This window comes from Halobellus rufus (assembly GCF_000739575.1).
GTDB classification, from domain to species: Archaea; Halobacteriota; Halobacteria; order Halobacteriales; family Haloferacaceae; genus Haloquadratum; species Haloquadratum rufum.
In genome coordinates, this window is sequence record NZ_BBJO01000037.1 from 12,803 (window position 1) to 30,504 (window position 17,702).

Consider the following 17,702-nt stretch of genomic DNA (forward strand, 5'->3'; position numbering starts at 1 on the left):
CGTCCACACTCGGAGGCCGACCCCGTATCAGTCGTCTGCGGGTGCCGGCTCGCCGTCGTCGATGACGGGCCGTTCGACGTCGCGGTCGGTCGCCTCGTCGTCGATGTCGTAGGGGTACTCCCCCGTGACGCAGCCGAGACACAGGTCGAGTCGCGACTCGCCGAGCACGTCGGCGACGGCGTCGATCGAGAGGTAGCCGAGACTGTCGGCACCGATCTCCTCGCGGATCTCCTCGACCGAGCGATCGGCGGCGATGAGTTCTTCCCTGGAAGCCATGTCGATCCCCATGTAACACGGCGCGACGATCGGCGGCGCGCCGATCCGGACGTGGACCTCGGACGCGCCGGCGTCCTTGAGCAGGGAGACGAGCTGTCGCGACGTCGTTCCGCGGACGATGCTGTCGTCGATGATCGTCACCGACTTGCCCTCGATGGTGCTCTTGATCGGGTTGAGCTTCAGCCGGACGGCCCGCTCGCGCTCGTCCTGAGTCGGCATGATGAACGTCCGGCCCACGTAGCGGTTCTTCATCAGCCCCTCGGCGAACTCGACGCCGTTCTCCTCGGCGGGGCGCTCCGCGCCGTCGGGGGTGGTCTCGTGGGCGGCCTCGGCGTAGCCGGAGGCGAACGCCCGCCCGGAGTCGGGCACGGGCATCACGACGTCGCTCTCGATGCCGGACTCATCCCAGAGCTTCCGGCCGAGGTTCCGGCGGGCCTCGTAGACCAGCGTGTCGTCGATGACGGAGTCGGGGCGGGCGAAGTAGACGTGCTCGAAGAAGCAGTGAGCGGTGTTCTCGTTCTCGACGAGCTGATAGGAGTCGAAGCCCGAGCCGTCGGGTTCGAGGACGACGAGCTCGCCCGGACGGACGTCGCGGACGAGTTCGCCGTCGAGCGTGTCGATCGCGGCGGACTCGGAGGCGACGACGTACCCGTCGTCGAGCTTCCCGATGCAGAGCGGACGGTTGCCCTGCGGGTCGCGGACGGCGAGGACGGTCTCGTCGTGCATGATCGTCAGCGCGTACGAGCCGTGGATGCGGTCCATCGTCCGCTTGACCGCCCGGACCAGGTCGGCTTCGAGGAGGTTTCGCGCGAGGTCGTGAGCGATGACCTCGGTGTCGCCGTCGGAGGTGAAGGCGTGGCCGAGATTCGCCAGTTCCTCGCGGATCTCCTCGGCGTTGACGAGGTTGCCGTTGTGCGAGAGGCCGAGCGAGCCCGACTTGAAGGAGACCGAGAACGGCTGCGCGCAGGAGGCGTTGACGCCGCCGGAGGTCGGATAGCGGACGTGACCGATGCCGGTGTTGCCCGCAAGCGAGTCGAGGTCGCCTTCGTCGAACGCGTCGCCGACGAGGCCCATCTCGACGTGACTGTGCTGCTGGAAGCCGTCGTGGGTGACGATCCCCGCGGACTCCTGGCCGCGGTGCTGGAGCGCGTACAGCGAGTAGTACAGCGGGCGCGACGCGGCGCGGTCGGCGAGCGCGACGCCGACGACGCCGCACTTCTCGGTCGGTCCGGAGAGGTCGGCCGCCGTCGGCGTCCGCTGCGCCGGTTCGGCGGTCGTCGATCGCGCGTCCGTCGGCTCTCGTCCGGGTGTGGGGGTCGATGGCTCCCGCCCGTCAGGCATACGCGTCGGTAGGGACGCCGGGGGCTAAAAACCCGTCCATATGCTACCTTCGGTGCCTCTAGACGGCAAGAATATGCACGATTTTGTATACTCACTCGCTTCGGAGAGCCGGCAACTGACCTCTCCTCCGTTCGGCGCGCGCGCAACGTCAGTCGTCGCTGGGGGCCACCGTCGCCGGTCCGCTCCCGGCCGCTGCGGCGTCGCCGGTGAGGGTCACGTAGAGCATGATAAGCATCGAGGCGATCAGACAGAGCCCCCAGAGGAACCCCGTCGGCATCAGGAACAGGAGGCCGAAGCCCTCGCCGAGCCAGACGATGCCCGGGATGCCCCACTGGCCCGCGACGAAGAGGCCGGTCACCGCCGTTCGCAGGGTTCCGGTGACGCCGAGTGCGGGGACGGCAAAGCCCATCACGATCGCGAGGATCGACAGGACGCCGAGGTGGGCGTGCCCGCCGATCATCCACGCCGGGACGGGGTTTCCGCCGGAGAGAATCACGAACTGATGCAGTCCGACCGCCATCATCACGGCCAAGCCGAGGAACCCGGAGGCCTTGAGTGCCTTCGTCATACGTCAACGAAAACACGATAGATAAGACACATAAAATTAACCCCGCGTCGTCAGGCGATTCACTCGGTAGCGGAGGTCCACCCACCAACAGCTGTTCCCACTCGACAGTCGCGAACGGGAGGCCTCGGGGAGCCGAGTCGCCGTAAAAAACTGCTTCTAAAAGGAAACGGACGCGAGGCAGGCCGTTACTCGTCGTCGTCTTCGTCGTCCACGTCCTCGAAGTCGGCGTCGACGTACTCGTCGCCGTCGGCGGCCGCACCGCCCATATCGCCCATTCCGCCGGGACCGGCTCCCGCGGCACCGCCCGGACCGGCACCCGCAGCGCCGGCACCGCCCGCGCCGCCGGCGGCCTGCTGGGCCTCGTACATCTGCTTGCCGATCTCCTGCAGTTCCGTGGTCAGCGCCTCGGTGGCGTCCTCGAGTTCCTCCTTCGTCGCGTCCTCGTCTTCGAGCGTCTCTTCGACGCCTGCGATCTTCTCCTCGATGGACTCCCGCAGGTCGTCGTCGACGTCCTCCTCGTTCTCTTCGAGCAGCGTCTCGGCGCGCTGGATCGTGCTCTCGGCCTCGTTGCGGGCCTCGATGCGTTCGCGGCGCTGCTTGTCCTCTTCGGCGTGGGCCTCCGCTTCTTCCTGCATCTGTTCGATCTCCTCGTCGGAGAGGCCCGCGCCGCCCTCGATGGTGATCGATTCTGCATTTCCTGAGCCTTTGTCCTCGGCCTCGACGTTGACGATGCCGTTCTCGTCGATGTTGAACGAGACCTCGATCTGCGGCGTTCCGGCCGGTGCCGGCGGGATGCCCGTCAGTTGGAACTCGCCCAGCAGTTCGTTCTCGTCCGCAATCTCGCGTTCGCCCTGGAAGACGCGGACGTTGACCGACGTCTGGTTGTCCGCGGCGGTGGTGAAGATCTTCGACTCCTCGGTGGGAATCGTCGTGTTCTTGTCGATGAGGCGCTCGAAGAGGCCGCCCTTCACCTCGATCCCGAGGCTCAGCGGCGTGACGTCCAGCAGGACGATGTCGTCGACCTCGCCGCCGAGGACGCCGCCCTGGATCGCCGCGCCGAGGGCGACGGCCTCGTCGGGGTTGACGTTCTTCTTCGGCTCGGTGCCGAGCATCTCCTCGACCTTGTCGTGGACCTGCGGCATCCGGGTCGAACCGCCGACGAGGATGACCTCGTCGATGTCGCCCTTGTCGTAGCCCGCGTCCGAGAGCGCCTGCTCGGTCGGCCCGACGGTGCGCTCGATGAGGTCCTCGGTGAGCGACTCGAACTTCGCCCGCGTGAGCGTCTCTTCGAGGTGGACCGGCCCGGTGTCCGTCGCCGTGATGAAGGGGAGGTTGATCGTCGTCTCCTTGCGGCTACTGAGTTCGATCTTCGCCTCCTCGGCGGCGTCCTTCAGCCGCTGGAGGGCCTGTCGGTCCTCGCGGAGGTCGATGTTGTGATCGTTCTGGAACTCCTCGGCGAGCCAATCGATGATCGCCTCGTCCCAGTCGTCGCCGCCGAGGTCGTTGTCCCCGTTGGTCGCGACGACCTCGTAGACGCCGCCGCCGAGATCGAGGACAGAGACGTCGAAGGTGCCGCCGCCGAGGTCGTAGACGAGAATCGTCTGATCGGAGTCGTCGTCGAGGCCGTACGCCATCGACGCCGCGGTCGGCTCGTTGACGATGCGCTCGACCTCGAAGCCGGCGATCTCGCCGGCGTCCTTCGTCGCCTGCCGCTGGCGGTCGTTGAAGTACGCCGGGACCGTGATGACCGCCTTCTCGATCTCGTCGCCGAGGTAGTCCTCGGCGTCGCGCTTGATCTTCTGGAGGATCATCGCCGAGATCTGCTCGGGCGTGTACTCCTCGTCGTCGATCTCGACGGAGTAGTCCTCCTCGCCCATGTGCCGCTTGATCGAGCGGATCGTCTTGTCCGGGTTCTGGATCGCTTGGTTCTTCGCGGGTTTGCCCACGAGTCGCTCCTCGTCGTCGGTGAACGCCACCACGGAGGGCGTGGTGCGGTCACCCTCGGAGTTCACGATGATCTCCGGGTCGCCCCCTTCCATCACCGCGAACGCGCTGTTCGTGGTGCCGAGGTCGATACCGAGGATCTTGTTGCTCGCCATCTTGACCGCAACTACTGGTCTAAATCGGTTAAAGGTTACTAGACGAGGACAGCTCCCCGGTCTTCGCGGGTCGACGCTGTATTGCGATTCTTCTGTGCGAGGCGTTGGCAGGTAGTTGCATTTATATTGAAGCGCAGATCAACCCCGCCGATCGTCTCGCCCGGGAGGCGAACCGGTCGAAAGCGGCCGAAAGGTCGTCCAGGCGATCCCGGCTGTCACTTCTCGCCGGCGGCGAGTCCATCGGGTCCGGCGTCGAGCGCCGCCAACACGTCGTCGAGGACGCGCTCGCGACACGAGGAGGCGAAGAACTCGTGGCCGCCGTCGTACGCGCGCCGGTTCGCCTCGGGCACGCGCGCCTCAATCGCCCCGGGGTCGACCACGCTGTCGTCGGGCGCGTAACACACCGCGTCCCGCTCGTCGAACGCGGTCAGCCCCGACTGCGCCTCCCTGACCGTCGCGAGGAACGCCGGAGAGAGCCCCGAGGGGCCGGTGGCGGCCTCCGCCGCCGACTTCAGGTCCCCGATCGCCTCGACGTCGAGCCCCGGTTCGTACAGCCGCCGCGTCGTGGGGAGCCGGTCGAACGCCCAGAGGACCGCGCGGTCGACGACGCCGGTCGCGTCGATCCCCCACCACGGGCTGCAGAAGACGTTTCGCAGGTCGTGTCGCTCGGCGAGGTGCTCGGCGACGAGGCCGCCGGTGCTGTGGCTCAACGCGAGGTCGATGTCGCGCTCGGAGAGATACGCGTCCAGCGGGTCGACGTACTGGCGGTCGAAGTCCCAGCCGTTCGTCGGGAGCGTGACCGCGTGGACTCGGTAACCCGCGTCGAGCAGGCGCGTGAGGAGCCACGCGACGTGTTCGTGGGTCGGTTTGTTGCCCCAGCCGAGGACGACGAGGAGGTCCTCGCCGCCGGTGCCGCGGCGCGTGATCTGTACTCGCGGCGTTTCGCGGAACCGGGCCGCCAACGGGAGGTTCACACCGAGAGAGGGGAGCGAGCGCGCAAAAATCCTCGGACGGCACGGAGGCGTGCGGGGAGCCGCGCCAGGAATCAGATCGGAAGCCGATCCAACACTGAGGCGCGCCCGCGGAGCCAACGTTGAAATCGGCGCGCGTCCAACGCCGGGTATGGTCACCTTTCTCGCCGGCGGGACGGGGACCCCGAAACTCCTCGACGGCGCGGATCGGGTGTTCGATCCGGCGGCGACGACGGTCGTCGCGAACACCGGCGACGACGTCGAACTCGGCGGCTTTCTCGTCTGTCCGGACGTCGACACCGTCCTCTTTCACGGCGGCGGCGTCCTCGACACCGAGACGTGGTGGGGGATCGACGGGGACACGACCGCGACCCACGAGGAACTCCACCTACTGGCCGACGCCGCGGGGTTCGACCCGGGCCCGCGATACCTCGACGACGACGCCCAGACGGCCGGACGCGACATCGCGCGCTGGCGGCGCTTCTCCGGCGTCGCGGAGTTTATGGAGATCGGCGACCGCGACCGCGCGGTCCACCTCACGCGGACCTCGCTGCTCGACGAGGGGCGCTCGCTGACGGCGGTCACCCGAACGCTCGCCTCCGCCTTCGACCTCGACGTCGAACTCCTGCCGATGAGCGACGATCCGGTGGCGACGATGGTCCACACCCCGGGCGGACCGGTGCACTTCCAGGAGTACTGGGTCCACCGCCGGGCCGAACCCGAGGTCCGCGACGTGGAGTTCCGCGGCGCAGACTCGGCGGAACCGACGGCCGCGGTGCTCGATGCGCTCGACGAGCCCGTCGTCATCGGGCCGTCCAACCCGATCACGAGTATCGGGCCGATGCTCGCGATGGACGCGTTCGCGGACGCCCTGGCTTCGACGCCGGTCGTCGCCGTCTCGCCCTTTGTCGAGCGCGAGGTGTTCTCGGGGCCCGCTGCGGAACTGATGGCCGGCGTCGGTCGCGAGCCCTCGACGGCTGGCGTCGCCGACGCGTACGGGTTCGCCGACGCGTTCGTCCTCGACGAGGCCGACGGGACCGAACTCGACCGGCCGGTCGTCCGGACCGACACCCGGATGGACGGCCCCGACGACGCCGAGCGGGTCGCGCGCGCCGTCGAGCGGGCGCTCGCGGAGGTCGCGTAGTGTCCGAGCGCCGAGCGGCGTCGGCGCTGTTCGAGCCGCGAGTCGCGCTCGCGAGCCTCAGCGGCGAGGCCGACGCCGAGTGGGCGCGAGCGGGCAGCGACCACGCCGGCGCGGCGTTCCTGGGCGGGATCGCACTCGACGAGGCGACACGCGAGGCCGCCCGCGCGATGGTCGATCGCGACCGGACGGAGTTCCTCCCCGCCGACCCGCTGGCGTTCGTCGAACGCGAACTCGACGCCCTCGCGGACGCGCCGATCCGACCCGGCGTCAACGTCCGGAGCGCGACTGTCGGTCCCGTATCCGACGTTGCCGCAGTCTGCGCCGAACGCGACGCGATCGTCGAGATCAACGCTCACTGTCGCCAGGCGGAGATGTGCGAGGTCGGCTGCGGCGAGCCGCTCCTCCGCGACACCGACAGACTGACCGCGCACGTCGCAGCCGCGGCCGACGCGGGCGCGGCGGTGAGCGTGAAAGTCCGCGCGGAAGTCCCCGGTGTCGACCTCGCTGAGACGGCACGCGCGATACACGACGCGGGCGCAGACGCGATCCACGTCGACGCGATGGACGCCGAACCGGTCGTCGGCGACGTCGCGGCCGCCGCGCCGGGGCTTTTCGTCATCGCCAACAACGAGGTCCGTGACCGCGAGTCGGTCCGGGAGTACCTTCGGTACGGGGCCGACGCGGTGAGCGTCGGCCGTCCGAGCACGGACGAGCGGGTGCGAGGGCGCGTGCGCCGCGCCGTCGCGGAGTGGTTCGGGGCGGCGGGTGAGGAGCCGGTATCGGATCGCAGCGGACGGTGAGTCGCTGACGTCAGTTCGCGGCGGACGAGGGACGTCGGCACCGGGCGACGACGCATCGAAGACTCCTTGTTCTCCCTCTTCGAGAGGTGGAGTATGAGCGTAGATCAGGACTCGGACGCTGCCGCGGGCGGCGGAGCCGCCGAGGACGACGTCCACGAGAACGCCCTCCAAGACGTGATCGCCGTCGACCCCGACGACAACCAGACCGGCCTCGTCAACCGCCTCGACGCGCACACCGGCGACGGCATCCGCCACCGCGCGTTCACCTGTCTCGTCTTCGACGACGAGGGGCGCATCCTCCTCGGTCAGCGCGCGCCGGGCAAGCGCCTCTGGGACACCCACTGGGACGGCACGGTCGCCTCCCACCCCGTCGAGGGACAGACCCAGATCGAGGCGACCGAACAGCGCCTCGAAGAGGAACTCGGTATCGAACCCGATCAGTACAGCGACCTCCGCGTGACGGACAAGTTCGAGTACAAGCGCTACTACGAGAACGCCGGGCTGGAGTGGGAGGTCTGCGCCGTCCTGAAGGTGACGCTGGACGACACGACGCTGGACCCCGACGAGGACGAGATCGCGGGCCTGCTGTGGGCCGACTACGAGCGGCTCCACGAGCACCCCGAGTGGTACCGACAGCTCAGGCTCTGCCCGTGGTTCGAGATCGCGATGCGCCGCGATTTCGACTGAGCATCCCCGAGTGAGGATCTCCGAGACGCAACCCCCTTTTAGCTCCCGTGCGAGTGGCGAACCGATGACCGAACAGACGCCGGAGCCGGAGCTGTACGACTCTCTCGACGGCCAGGTCGCCCTCGTGACCGGGGCGAACCGCGGGCTCGGCCGACAGATCGCCGAGAACCTCTCGGACCTCGGTGCGACCGTCTTCGCGGCGACGCGATCGATCACGCACGACGTCCCCGACGAGTGGGAGCACGTCCTCGTCGACGTCACCCAGGAGGGCGAAATCTCCGATGCGACCGACGAGATCTTCCAGTCGGCGGGGCGGCTCGACATCGTCGTCAACAACGCCGGGATCGGCGAGTTCGACAGCGACATCGTCTCGGAGTCGGTGAAGACGATCGACCGCACGCTCGCGACGAACCTCCGCGGGCCGATGCTCGTCTGCAAGCACACCGTCCCCCTATTGCTCCAGGACGAGGGAGGGCGCGTCGTCAACGTCTCCTCCGGGATGGGCGCGCTCGGGGAGGGCCAATCCGGCGGCTCGCCGGCCTACCGGGTCTCGAAGACGGGTCTGAACGGCCTCACGGCGTACCTCCACGGCGAGTACGCCGACCAGGGGCTCTTGGCGAACGCGGTCTGTCCCGGCTGGGTCCGGACGGAGATGGGCGGCGACGACGCCGACCGCTCGGTCGAGGAGGGCGCGGACACGCCGACGTGGCTCTGTCGCTTCCGCCCGGAGTCGCCCGCGGGGCGCTTCTGGCGCGACCGTGAGGTCATCGAGTGGTAGCGGGCGATCGGGCAGCGAGCGGGCGACTGTCTCGGCCCGAGGGCATCGCATCGGAGGGACAAGCCTTTGAGTCGATCCCGCGTTGAGGCGAGTATGACCGAGGAGCCGTCGCTTCGCGAACTGCCGGGCGCGCTCAGAGACTACGCCGCGGGCGTCGCCGACGTCGTCGCCCGCGGACTCGTCGTGATCGCCGTCCCCGTGATCCTGCTCGCGCTTCTCGCGCTGTTCGTCGTCGGTGGCGGGATCTCGCTGGTCGTCCTCGCGGTCGTCGGTCCCGCCGTCGCGGCCGCGGTCTGGCTCGAAGTGCCGTCGCGGATCCGCGCGCAGCTCGAACAGCGGTAGGGAGCCGTCACACCGGAGACCACGACCGAGTCAACGACGAAAACCGGAGGCTTAAACCCACCCGAAATCGAACCACGGGATGCGCGAGGGTGGCTGAGTTTGGAAAAGGCGGCGGACTCAAGATCCGCTCTCGTAGGAGTCCGTGGGTTCAAATCCCTCCCCTCGCACTTCAGGCGCTCACGCGCCCGAAAACCGCGGAATCGGTGTAGGACCAACGATGAAACTCGGTTCCACCGAAGAAATGGTACTTGGCGACCGACGAGACGTAGAGATTTCCTTCCCGCTTGTTCCTGAAAAGACGGAGCAGATGCTCTCAAACAAGGAATTAGTGGACTATACGGAAAACCGGAAAGCCCTCGCAACGTGGCTGTTGATGGAGGGCAAAGATCCCCAAGAGGCGAAGGGATACAGCACGGATACCGTTAAGCGCTCGATGTACCGTCTCTCGTACTGTGAACGCGTGATCTGGCGCGAGTACGAACAGTACATCCCTATCCTCGATCACGGTCACGCGGATCAATACGTTGAGGCGCTTGCCTACTCCGAGAAATCACAGAGCCACAAGCACGGGTGTCTCCACGCACTCAAGCGGTACTTCAAATGGCGACACCACAAGTACGGAGAGGAAGATTGGGAACCGGCCAGATCTTTCGCCTCCAACGGAAACGGGCAGCAGCCGCAGGACTACTTCACCAAAGAGGAACGGTTCAAGCTACGGCAGGCTGCCTTACAGATCGGAAAGATACCCTCGTATTCGACTGTCAAAGCCGATGGGGAGCGACTACAACGCCTCAAGCCATACGTAGCCGAATACCGAGACAAACCTACTGAGTTGGTGTCGATAGATGATTGGGACGGTGTCGAGTCGTGGAAATTCACCTCCTTAGTATGGACCAGCCTCGATGCAGGACTCCGACCAGCCGAAGTAGCCAAGGCCAACACGAGATGGCTTGATCTCGAAAACAATCGTCTGCTGATTCCGAAAGAGGAATCCACGAAGAACGAAGGGAATTGGAAAGTTGCCCTCCACCCAAAGACCTCCACCGCGCTCGAAAGGTGGCGCTACGAGCGTCGTCATTATCCGAAGTACGACGACACAGACAAACTGTGGCTGACTACTCAGAGCAACCCCTACGGATCTAATTCTCTCCGAAATCTCCTTCATCATCTCTGCGATAAGGCGGGCATCGAAACGGAGAATCGGAAAGTCTCGTGGTACTCTATTCGCCACTCGGTTGGGACGTATATGACTGATGATCGGGATCTCGCTTCTACGAAAGAGCAGTTACGCCACAAGCGACCCGAGACGACGATGAAATACGATGCCGCCCCCACTGAGGATCGAACGGACTCTCTCACTCGGATGGGATAACGGCGGGCTACAGTTTAGTCTCCCGGCGGAAAGCCACGCACACGCTTCGCAGAGGTCACATCACATTAACTCTGAATGCAGGTCTTCTGTCGGTGCTATTTCCGAGTGAATAAGCGGAGTTTGCGGGCGGTAAAAATGCTCATATCGGATTAAGAAGTGAGAGACACGCGAGATCTATTCCAATTTTGTCGGCTGATGAAATCGCTCTCTGATAGTCACATACACACCATCTTTGTCCTCGGCCGTTCTCACAGCAATAACTTCGTGGGCATCATAACCATAGCCAAGGTGATTTAGTATAGTCTCAGTTTTTGTGAGATACATATCTCCCACTGAACACTCTTCTAACGTCGAGGCAGAATGGGGATTATCGGAAGGAAAATCAGTTTCATAGTCGGCACGAATGCTAAGCCAGATACTCCTTCCATTCGGATTCCACTTAGATTCGTCAGGAGTTTGTTCAGGATCAAATCGGGCTTCCAAGATTGTATACTTCTCTGCATTTAGTGTATCAAAAGTCAATTCACCGTGTTCCTCAAATATTCTCTCAATTCGCTCATAATCCTCAAACCAGAAGTGTTTGTTGAGCCAATATCTCGCGGGTACATAATGCGTATATTCACTGACTGAATAGGTATGCTTCTTTTCTTCGTAATCCATAGATCGCGAAAGGAGAGGTAGATGATAGATTTATCCCTCCAATGCCCCCAATCTCAAAGGTTCCACCCTTCTCAAGCGAAAAGGCGGCAGCACGAACCTAACCCTCTACCCAAACCCCTACTTAGAAGACTTCGAGATAGTCTTCGATAACCTCGCGTTCCTCCTCGGCGAGATCGAACAGATCGTACACCGTCTGATCAATCTCAGCTTCGAGATCTTCGATACTCGTTTCTTCAACCGTCTGCCGGTCGGATTCCAACGCCTCAATGAGCTGTTCCACGCCATCCCGAGATTGAGGAATCGGTATCGTCTGCTCCTCTCCCTTTTTCATATTCCGCCCGTCAACGGCGGCGTGGACGTACTTCGCTCGAAGCTTCTGCTCCTCTCTGTTGCCTCTATCCATCAACGGATCTGTGATTTCATCGGAGCGACCAGCGGTCACGGCAAATCGTTGATCTGCCTTTTCCTGAATGTCGGCGTTCACCGGGTAGCGCCGAGTCTGCCACTCGTAGTCGATGTATCCGAGGTCACCGTCAAAGTTGCCAAGGTAGGCTTCGGGGAAGCGCTCAGTTCTACTCTCCAAGTCGATTGTATCCGTGATTTTGTCTGCTTTGTCCCGGAGCGTATCGAATTCGCCATTAGGTTCTGAGGTGATGCAGGGAAGCTTTTCGACGTACTGTGAGCGGTACTCATAGTAGCCTCCTGCTTTGACCGTCGTGATGTGTTTGAAGTAGAAGTCAAGAGCCTTTGAGTTCAGTTGGCAAGCGATTTCTTGTGTTTGTTGGCGGAATTTCTCAGTCAGCAGGACTCCATAAGCAGTTGTGAAGTACCACGTCCCCGGTTCATCTATCATAAAGGTAGCATCTTCTGAGATGTGTGCCTGAATTATCTTCGGGTTCTCGAACTTGCCGAGATTCTTGGGATAGATGTAGCCGTACCAATCATCTCTTCCTTCCATTCGACCACTTTCTCTACCCTCAAGCGCCTTTCTGTGATCGGTGAAGAACTCCCACGTCTTAGGCAGATTTTCACGAAGATAATCGTCCGAGTAGAGTCCCGCATTAAGCTCCCCGTCGTCGTCTTCCTCTGCAAAATAGGGATGGACGACGTGTAGACCTGACCAATCTCCTCGCCAGCGTTTGACTTCATCACCTTGTAGAAATGGTCGAAGGAGGTCGGTCTCAATCTCGTACTGATTTGATTCGCCCGTAGGAACAACCCTCACAACGTCGCCGGTATCATCTGATTCGATCCGATCAGCATCCAATACGTCCACGATGTATATTTTGTTGGCACTTGTCCGAATCCCCTGAAACACGGCATCGGTAACGGACTCGATTTGCTCATCAGCGTGACCTTCGAGCTTCCGAAAGACCTCTAACTCGGCCGGGGGCATCATCGACCAATAACCGTCGCCAAGCTCATTTTGAGGGAAGTCGAATACATCAATAAACTCGTCTGAGTACCCCGGTTCTCCACGATGGTCACGGACGGCGGCGACGATCTCCTCGTCTAACTCTCTTCCCGTGTCCTCATCGACGTTCGCCTTTACTCGAACACACCGAATCTTGTTGTCGTCTCTCGCTTTCTCATCCGGTTCGTCCTCTGCGATTACGATAGCCGGGTAGTTTGTCGCATCTTTGAATACGCCCGAATCGCGGAAGTCGTACACTTCATCAAGTGCGGCTTCCCGACGGAGGACCCGACGGAGTCCTTCCCCGTAGTCCGTCACCATAAACTGATTCGGCGTAATGTAGCCGAGTTTCCCGGTTCCTTCCGCCAACCACTCAAGTCCGCGCTCGTAGAAGGGACAATAGAGGTCGTAGTTCCCCGTTGTGGATTCGTACAGTTCATCGAGAACCGCCTTCTGCTGATCGGGAAGGTTTTGAATACGGACGTATGGCGGATTCCCAACGACGTACTGATACTCCATATAGTTCTTGACAACGAGGGCGAGAACGCTGTCCTCGAACATCTTGAATAGACGCCCGTCTCCGTGGTCTTCCCGGAGGTAACGAACCGTCGCGAGGATATCGTTGACGTAGGGCTCAAAGAAGTCCTCAACGCCGTCGTACTCGCGGGTCGTGTAGCGGTGGATTCCTTCTTCGAGGCCGCCACCGTACTCCCACCAGCTTTCGTGCATATGGAACTTGACTACGTCCAAAACGCCCTGCAAGGCCGCGTAATACTCCCCAAAGTTCCGAATCCCGGCGCTCATCTTCGCCGTATCGTACTTCGGCATCCGAACCCGCTGAACGAGGAACCCATCTTCTAATTCGGAGTCTGCCACTTCGTCCTCATCAACCTCGATGGGGAGGGGAACAGGGATTTTCACGTCCTGATTGTCCTCCGTAATCGAGTCGAGCGTCATTTGCGTCTGCCCGTCGTCACCGAGATCTAACCCCGTCAGTTCACGCTCGTTCCGCAGGGAGTCGGTTCGGAAGATCGGCAAGCGGCGGATCGTGAAATCGTCTCTCTCCTGTTTCGCTTCCCGGTACTCCGGAAGGATAGTGACCATAAACCGAATCTGCGCCATCAACACCGCGAACGGGTGAATATCGAGACCGACGATATGGGGAGTCGTACAAAGCTCTGTGAGGTGTTCCGACCACTCGGGATCATCGTTGTATCGTCGCACGTCTTCGAGGTAGCGGTTGACGGCTTCCACGAGGAACGTACCAGAGCCACAGGAAGGATCGATGAGGCGCTCTTGTGAGACACCCACGTCGTAGTCAACCCCGTCCATAATGTAGTCAATGACCGGCTGCGGCGTGTAGAACTCCCCGAGGGCTTTCCGTGTCTCCGGGTCGAAATATCGCTGGTACAGATCCCCGAGCGGGTCGCCCTCGATCCGCGAGAAGTCGAATTTCAATACGGCGAAGGAAACGTGAGCCATAGCCCGACTGAAACGCTCGCGGGTCGCCGGACTCACACGGGTTACCTCGCTGCCCTCCTTAGCTACGTCGCGGAAGCGGGTGTACGGATTGTCGTGTTGGCTTGCCGTCTGCTCGCCGTAGCCGTCAGTCCACCAGATGAAAATGTCGTCCTCGAAAAGGCTCTCGACGAGCTGGTTTCGCATATCCTCGATCATCCCGTTCGCGGCGACGGGGTAGGCGTCGAGATCGATATTTCCGCTGAATCCCCCAAGTTCGTCGAAGTAGCGTCGAAGCCCTTTATCGGTCGGGAAGAAGTCGTGATCGTCGGTCGCCTTCGCAAGGAGGAGACGAGCGAGAAGGGCGTGTCCGGACTCCAAACAGAACATAAAGTCACGGAGGGACTGCTTTCCGTCGATGAACGGTTCCCACGAGTCGGGGGTCTCATCGGGGGCGCTTGCGTAGCTGGCTTCCCAAAAGTCGTAGGCACCCTTCACGAACTTCGCTTCTTGTTCATCCCGTAATTCTTCGAGCAGGTCCATCATCGCCGTCACGAGATCCGCAAAAGGGCTGTCCTCCTCTAAGCGGAACGTCTCGAAGAAGTGTTCCCGACCGAGTTCGCCGTCGAGTTCGACTTCATCAAGACGGTCAAGAAAGGATGTGACGCTCTCGGGGTCGGTAATATCCCATTCGGGTTTCTGTAGCGCGGCTTCGAGGTCGGCGGCATCACCCTTAGTTGCGTCTTCGAGAGAGACGGAAAGCAGGCGGGAATAGCCCTCGCGCCGGTACAGTCTGATCTCCTCTCCGTTTGTGAGAACGCCGTAGTCAGCCTTCAGTTCGTCTACGTAGTGGAATAGTTGGTCTTCGTGGGGGCCGAGATCTCGCCCGGTGGTCTTGAACTCGTAGACCGCAGTGACGGATTCGTTGCTGTCGAGCGTGACGTAGTCGGGGCGTCGGTTGTCGGGAAGCGTCCACTCGCTCCGGAGATCGTGACCCGCGCCCTTGTAGCCGAGGAGATCGTAGAAATTCTCATTGAGGAACGCGTTTTCCACGTCTTTCTCGCTCATATCCCCATCAAGACGAGAGGCGATTCCGTGGAGGGCATCGAGAATCGCAGACGTATTCGACATACCCCTGCTGAAACAGTCAGTTGGTAAAAAGGATGGTGTCCGGCGGTCGGCCTATTCGAGAGTCGAACTACAGACTATCGAGATATTCCTGTGATTGGAATGTTGCCGTCGCACGGGTGCCTGTAAGTTCGGCAATAGCCCTCGCTGCCTCATATTTCGCTCGGTTTTTGATGGTCGCAGGGGGCTCTACACCAGCCGTGTGTTGTTCGGAGTAGGGCTTATACCGCGTACCAGCACCATCCTCGAAAGGAACGAAACGGAACCTGAACTCAACGGGGGAGTCTGACTGACTGTAGATCTCCAACCGGATGGAAACACCTTCTAAGTCGGAATCATCTGGTGAGTGTTCCTCGCTAAATTCCACTTCTTTGATACTAACGTCGTCGGAGTTGATGGATGGTAGTTCTGTCATCGTTCAATTTCTCTCGCTAATGCTCGCAGTTCGGTTCTCGAATTTTGGCCGTATGGTTGGGTGTTAGGCATAATATTGTACGCTGTTCGCCGAATTAGTCGTATCGCTCAGGCCCGTACTCCCTTCTGATAGCAGGGCCAGCACGGGAGATCTGACAGAATGGTACAGTCACACTCTCCGGCCAAGATTGACTCGTCACTTTCGGTCGATTGGTGCGAAAAGGCGGCCGCAGCATCCAACACCACCGCCCCGCCGACCGCAGCGAGTGCAACCTTGTGCTTGCAGTCGTACTCCTCGTTGTACATATCTGCCGGGCACTCACACTCGGCCGGAACAAGGACGCCGTCACGATCTTCGACGCCGACGAGGTAACTGTGGTCGTCTTTCTCGACCCCGTAGGATGCGTTAGTGACGCGGACGAGATGCGGAGCTTCAATCGTAAACTCCCACGACTCCCACGTGACGCGCTTCGAGGTTTTCGCGCCGAAGTTCAGGTACTCGACGGCACTCTTATTTCTTTCCGCTGTATTGGTCTCCATTGGCTTTCTCCTACCCGAGAAGCCGACTCCGGGTGTCCTACCACCCGGCGTTTCCACGCCCTGAGGGAACCGGCCTTCTCACCTGAGCCTACGTAAGCATAGGATATAGCTGTATCGTTTTCCCACGTGCGTAGTGGAAAAAGGTATTGTCTCGTGCGTCGAATCTGGTGTTATGGGACGAAAACGCGACGAGGGGGGTAAGTATCAGGAGACTGTCTCTGTCGACGCCGTCCTTGAGCTATTCACGGACACAGAACCTCGGACGACGAGTGAGGTAGCGGAGGCCCTCGACATAGCGCAGAGGACCGCTTACAACAAGCTTGAGGCGTTGACAGAGCGCGGCGACATTCGAAAGAAGAAGATCGGGGGCTTGGCTGTGGTTTGGTGGCGGCCTGATCCTCCCAAAATAGAATAGTGAGATAGGTTGTGACACGGTCAGTCCGGGGGTGGTCCGAATCGAGGTAAGCTGCTCAGAATTTTTTGGGTTTTTCAGGAGTTCGTATAGGCGGAGGCTGCGTGGGGATTTCATAGAAGACTTTCCACACCTACACGTGAATCATTCAAGACAGTTGATACCGTTGCAGAATGGGGTAACTGCCTCTTTACTAACTATCTGAGTATCGATCTGTGTGTGTGCCTACGTTGTCGGAGTTTCTAACGAGAGTCCGCAGTAAATCACTGACTGACTTGATACGGGTGGCACCACAACACGCTTGGACAGTCCTCAATAGGCGTGCGATTGCCGCGTACTATTGGAACGATCTCCACGTAACTCCCTTTGCTCGAACCCGTCGCCGTCACGATGCGGTTCAACAACTACGCGCTTCTCAAGAAGTACTGTTCCTCTGCCACGGGAACATTTGCCGAAGTCCCTTTGCAGAACGATACGCCCGAAAGGAACTGTCTTCGCGTGGAATCAATACGCTCAACGTAAGTTCGGCCGGATTTGTCGATATGAACAATCCTCGTTCTCCGAGGAATGCACAAAGTGCCGCCAAAGCCTTCGATATTGACCTCACCGACCATCGGTCAGTCAAAGCAACGGATGAACTCATCGAAGCTGCCGACCTCATTTTTTTGATGGACTATCGAAATTATCACAACTTCACAACTCACTTTCCGCAGGCAGCTGAACGGATGTTTCTTTTACGAATTTTTGAACCGGGATCTACAATGCAACTACCCGACCCGAATGGAAACTCTTCGTCGGTATTTGACACTGTCTACGCCGACATTGCCGCTTGTATCCACAGTCTCATTGACGAGTACGAAAAGTGATCTCGAAAGATCTGACACAGTCTACTTCGATAAATTAGCACCCAAGCTTTCACGGCTGATTCGGCTATGAACTCGTGAAATACACACTGTGGCAAGAGTTCTATGTCACCCCCGGAGTCTGTACCACTATATGACAGAGAGGGTTTCTTCTACCAGAGATAGTCATTCTTTGTTCTCCGTGGTAACTTCTCCCCCTTGCTTGGCTTTTCGCCCAACTAAGACTGAGTTAGACACTACTGATCTACCTACTACCGAGTTAGATTCTCCACTTACCAAGGTCGCTCTTGTGAAGTACATTGTTGGTGAGTCAGAGAACTGCTCGGACAATCTCTTTGAGTGCTTCTCTACCCGGTTTGCGGAGGATTCGTCGCCGAAGTTGGAACGGTCTGAGATACGCTGTCAGTTTGTCTTTTGAGACGCCTCGGTGCGGCC

General features: G+C 60.9%; 16 protein-coding genes, 1 tRNA gene and 1 pseudogene. 9 read left to right on the top strand and 9 right to left on the bottom strand.

The features are described from left to right. Positions 1–27: 27 nt before the first annotated feature. From purF to ACP99_RS14420, 4 genes are all read right to left on the bottom strand, one after another. Positions 28–1,617: an amidophosphoribosyltransferase gene (gene purF / locus ACP99_RS14405; protein ID WP_049987270.1), complete on the bottom strand. Its 1,590-nt coding sequence runs from the start codon at positions 1,615–1,617 to the stop codon at positions 28–30. 148 nt (positions 1,618–1,765) lie between these two features. Then, positions 1,766–2,185 carry a hypothetical protein gene (locus ACP99_RS14410; RefSeq protein ID WP_049987271.1) on the bottom strand — a complete coding sequence of 140 codons (420 nt, stop codon included), beginning with the start codon at positions 2,183–2,185 and terminating at the stop codon, positions 1,766–1,768. A 185-nt stretch (positions 2,186–2,370) separates the two neighbouring features. Then, positions 2,371–4,284 carry a molecular chaperone DnaK gene (gene dnaK, locus ACP99_RS14415; RefSeq protein WP_049987272.1) on the bottom strand — a complete coding sequence of 638 codons (1,914 nt, stop codon included), beginning with the start codon at positions 4,282–4,284 and terminating at the stop codon, positions 2,371–2,373. A 215-nt stretch (positions 4,285–4,499) separates the two neighbouring features. Then, positions 4,500–5,258 (bottom strand): alpha/beta fold hydrolase, encoded by a 759-nt coding sequence (locus ACP99_RS14420; protein WP_049987273.1) that lies wholly within the window; start codon positions 5,256–5,258, stop codon positions 4,500–4,502. A gap of 148 nt (positions 5,259–5,406) precedes the next feature. Between ACP99_RS14420 and cofD the strand changes: the two genes are divergently transcribed. The 7 genes from cofD (at position 5,407) to ACP99_RS14455 (ending at position 10,378) form a co-directional block, all read left to right on the top strand. Continuing rightward, positions 5,407–6,399 carry a 2-phospho-L-lactate transferase gene (gene cofD, locus ACP99_RS14425; RefSeq protein ID WP_049987274.1) on the top strand — a complete coding sequence of 331 codons (993 nt, stop codon included), beginning with the start codon at positions 5,407–5,409 and terminating at the stop codon, positions 6,397–6,399. Between the two features lie 26 nt (positions 6,400–6,425). Continuing rightward, positions 6,426–7,199: a tRNA-dihydrouridine synthase gene (locus ACP99_RS14430; RefSeq protein ID WP_049987284.1), complete on the top strand. Its 774-nt coding sequence runs from the start codon at positions 6,426–6,428 to the stop codon at positions 7,197–7,199. Between the two features lie 93 nt (positions 7,200–7,292). Then, on the top strand, positions 7,293–7,886 hold the full coding sequence (locus ACP99_RS14435; protein ID WP_049987275.1) for an NUDIX hydrolase: 594 nt from the start codon (positions 7,293–7,295) through the stop codon (positions 7,884–7,886). Positions 7,887–7,950: 64 nt separating this feature from the next. After that, positions 7,951–8,664, top strand: coding sequence for an SDR family NAD(P)-dependent oxidoreductase (locus tag ACP99_RS14440; protein WP_049987276.1), 714 nt, complete (start codon positions 7,951–7,953; stop codon positions 8,662–8,664). Between the two features lie 93 nt (positions 8,665–8,757). After that, complete coding sequence (locus ACP99_RS14445) at positions 8,758–9,006, top strand: hypothetical protein (protein ID WP_049987277.1); 249 nt, start codon at positions 8,758–8,760, stop codon at positions 9,004–9,006. Between the two features lie 83 nt (positions 9,007–9,089). Further along, positions 9,090–9,173 (top strand) — tRNA-Leu (locus ACP99_RS14450). A 50-nt stretch (positions 9,174–9,223) separates the two neighbouring features. Further along, on the top strand, positions 9,224–10,378 hold the full coding sequence (locus ACP99_RS14455) for a tyrosine-type recombinase/integrase (RefSeq protein ID WP_081927480.1): 1,155 nt from the start codon (positions 9,224–9,226) through the stop codon (positions 10,376–10,378). Positions 10,379–10,552: 174 nt separating this feature from the next. Here ACP99_RS14455 and ACP99_RS20095 read toward each other — a convergent pair whose 3' ends face one another. From ACP99_RS20095 to ACP99_RS14470, 4 genes are all read right to left on the bottom strand, one after another. Continuing rightward, entirely contained in the window at positions 10,553–11,038 is a 486-nt protein-coding gene (locus tag ACP99_RS20095) for a hypothetical protein (protein WP_156105744.1), read from the bottom strand. Between the two features lie 121 nt (positions 11,039–11,159). Next, positions 11,160–15,041, bottom strand: a complete 3,882-nt coding sequence (locus ACP99_RS14460) for an Eco57I restriction-modification methylase domain-containing protein (RefSeq protein ID WP_049987279.1) — start codon at positions 15,039–15,041, stop codon at positions 11,160–11,162. A gap of 67 nt (positions 15,042–15,108) precedes the next feature. Beyond that, entirely contained in the window at positions 15,109–15,453 is a 345-nt protein-coding gene (locus ACP99_RS14465; RefSeq protein WP_049987280.1) for a hypothetical protein, read from the bottom strand. A gap of 107 nt (positions 15,454–15,560) precedes the next feature. After that, complete coding sequence (locus ACP99_RS14470; RefSeq protein WP_049987281.1) at positions 15,561–15,992, bottom strand: SWIM zinc finger family protein; 432 nt, start codon at positions 15,990–15,992, stop codon at positions 15,561–15,563. Between the two features lie 172 nt (positions 15,993–16,164). Between ACP99_RS14470 and ACP99_RS14475 the strand changes: the two genes are divergently transcribed. Together ACP99_RS14475 and ACP99_RS19395 are read left to right on the top strand one after the other, a co-directional pair. Continuing rightward, complete coding sequence (locus tag ACP99_RS14475) at positions 16,165–16,407, top strand: winged helix-turn-helix domain-containing protein (RefSeq protein WP_049987282.1); 243 nt, start codon at positions 16,165–16,167, stop codon at positions 16,405–16,407. A gap of 281 nt (positions 16,408–16,688) precedes the next feature. Then, on the top strand, positions 16,689–17,270 hold the full coding sequence (locus ACP99_RS19395; protein WP_197052473.1) for an arsenate reductase/protein-tyrosine-phosphatase family protein: 582 nt from the start codon (positions 16,689–16,691) through the stop codon (positions 17,268–17,270). 307 nt (positions 17,271–17,577) lie between these two features. Here ACP99_RS19395 and ACP99_RS20100 read toward each other — a convergent pair. Further along, positions 17,578–17,702, bottom strand: a pseudogene (locus ACP99_RS20100) (IS1595 family transposase); the annotation flags it as partial.

What these genes read in the sequence shown, in the direction of transcription:
- ACP99_RS14465 (WP_049987280.1), bottom strand. Translation starts at nt 15,453, where the DNA reads ATGACAGAACTACCATCCATCAACTCCGACGACGTTAGTATCAAAGAA.
- dnaK (WP_049987272.1), bottom strand. Translation starts at nt 4,284, where the DNA reads ATGGCGAGCAACAAGATCCTCGGTATCGACCTCGGCACCACGAACAGC.
- ACP99_RS14475 (WP_049987282.1), top strand. Translation starts at nt 16,165, where the DNA reads ATGGGACGAAAACGCGACGAGGGGGGTAAGTATCAGGAGACTGTCTCT.
- cofD (WP_049987274.1), top strand. Translation starts at nt 5,407, where the DNA reads ATGGTCACCTTTCTCGCCGGCGGGACGGGGACCCCGAAACTCCTCGAC.
- ACP99_RS14470 (WP_049987281.1), bottom strand. Translation starts at nt 15,992, where the DNA reads ATGGAGACCAATACAGCGGAAAGAAATAAGAGTGCCGTCGAGTACCTG.
- ACP99_RS14440 (WP_049987276.1), top strand. Translation starts at nt 7,951, where the DNA reads ATGACCGAACAGACGCCGGAGCCGGAGCTGTACGACTCTCTCGACGGC.
- ACP99_RS14460 (WP_049987279.1), bottom strand. Translation starts at nt 15,041, where the DNA reads ATGTCGAATACGTCTGCGATTCTCGATGCCCTCCACGGAATCGCCTCT.
- ACP99_RS20095 (WP_156105744.1), bottom strand. Translation starts at nt 11,038, where the DNA reads ATGGATTACGAAGAAAAGAAGCATACCTATTCAGTCAGTGAATATACG.
- ACP99_RS14435 (WP_049987275.1), top strand. Translation starts at nt 7,293, where the DNA reads ATGAGCGTAGATCAGGACTCGGACGCTGCCGCGGGCGGCGGAGCCGCC.
- ACP99_RS14410 (WP_049987271.1), bottom strand. Translation starts at nt 2,185, where the DNA reads ATGACGAAGGCACTCAAGGCCTCCGGGTTCCTCGGCTTGGCCGTGATG.
- ACP99_RS14455 (WP_081927480.1), top strand. Translation starts at nt 9,224, where the DNA reads ATGAAACTCGGTTCCACCGAAGAAATGGTACTTGGCGACCGACGAGAC.
- purF (WP_049987270.1), bottom strand. Translation starts at nt 1,617, where the DNA reads ATGCCTGACGGGCGGGAGCCATCGACCCCCACACCCGGACGAGAGCCG.
- ACP99_RS14445 (WP_049987277.1), top strand. Translation starts at nt 8,758, where the DNA reads ATGACCGAGGAGCCGTCGCTTCGCGAACTGCCGGGCGCGCTCAGAGAC.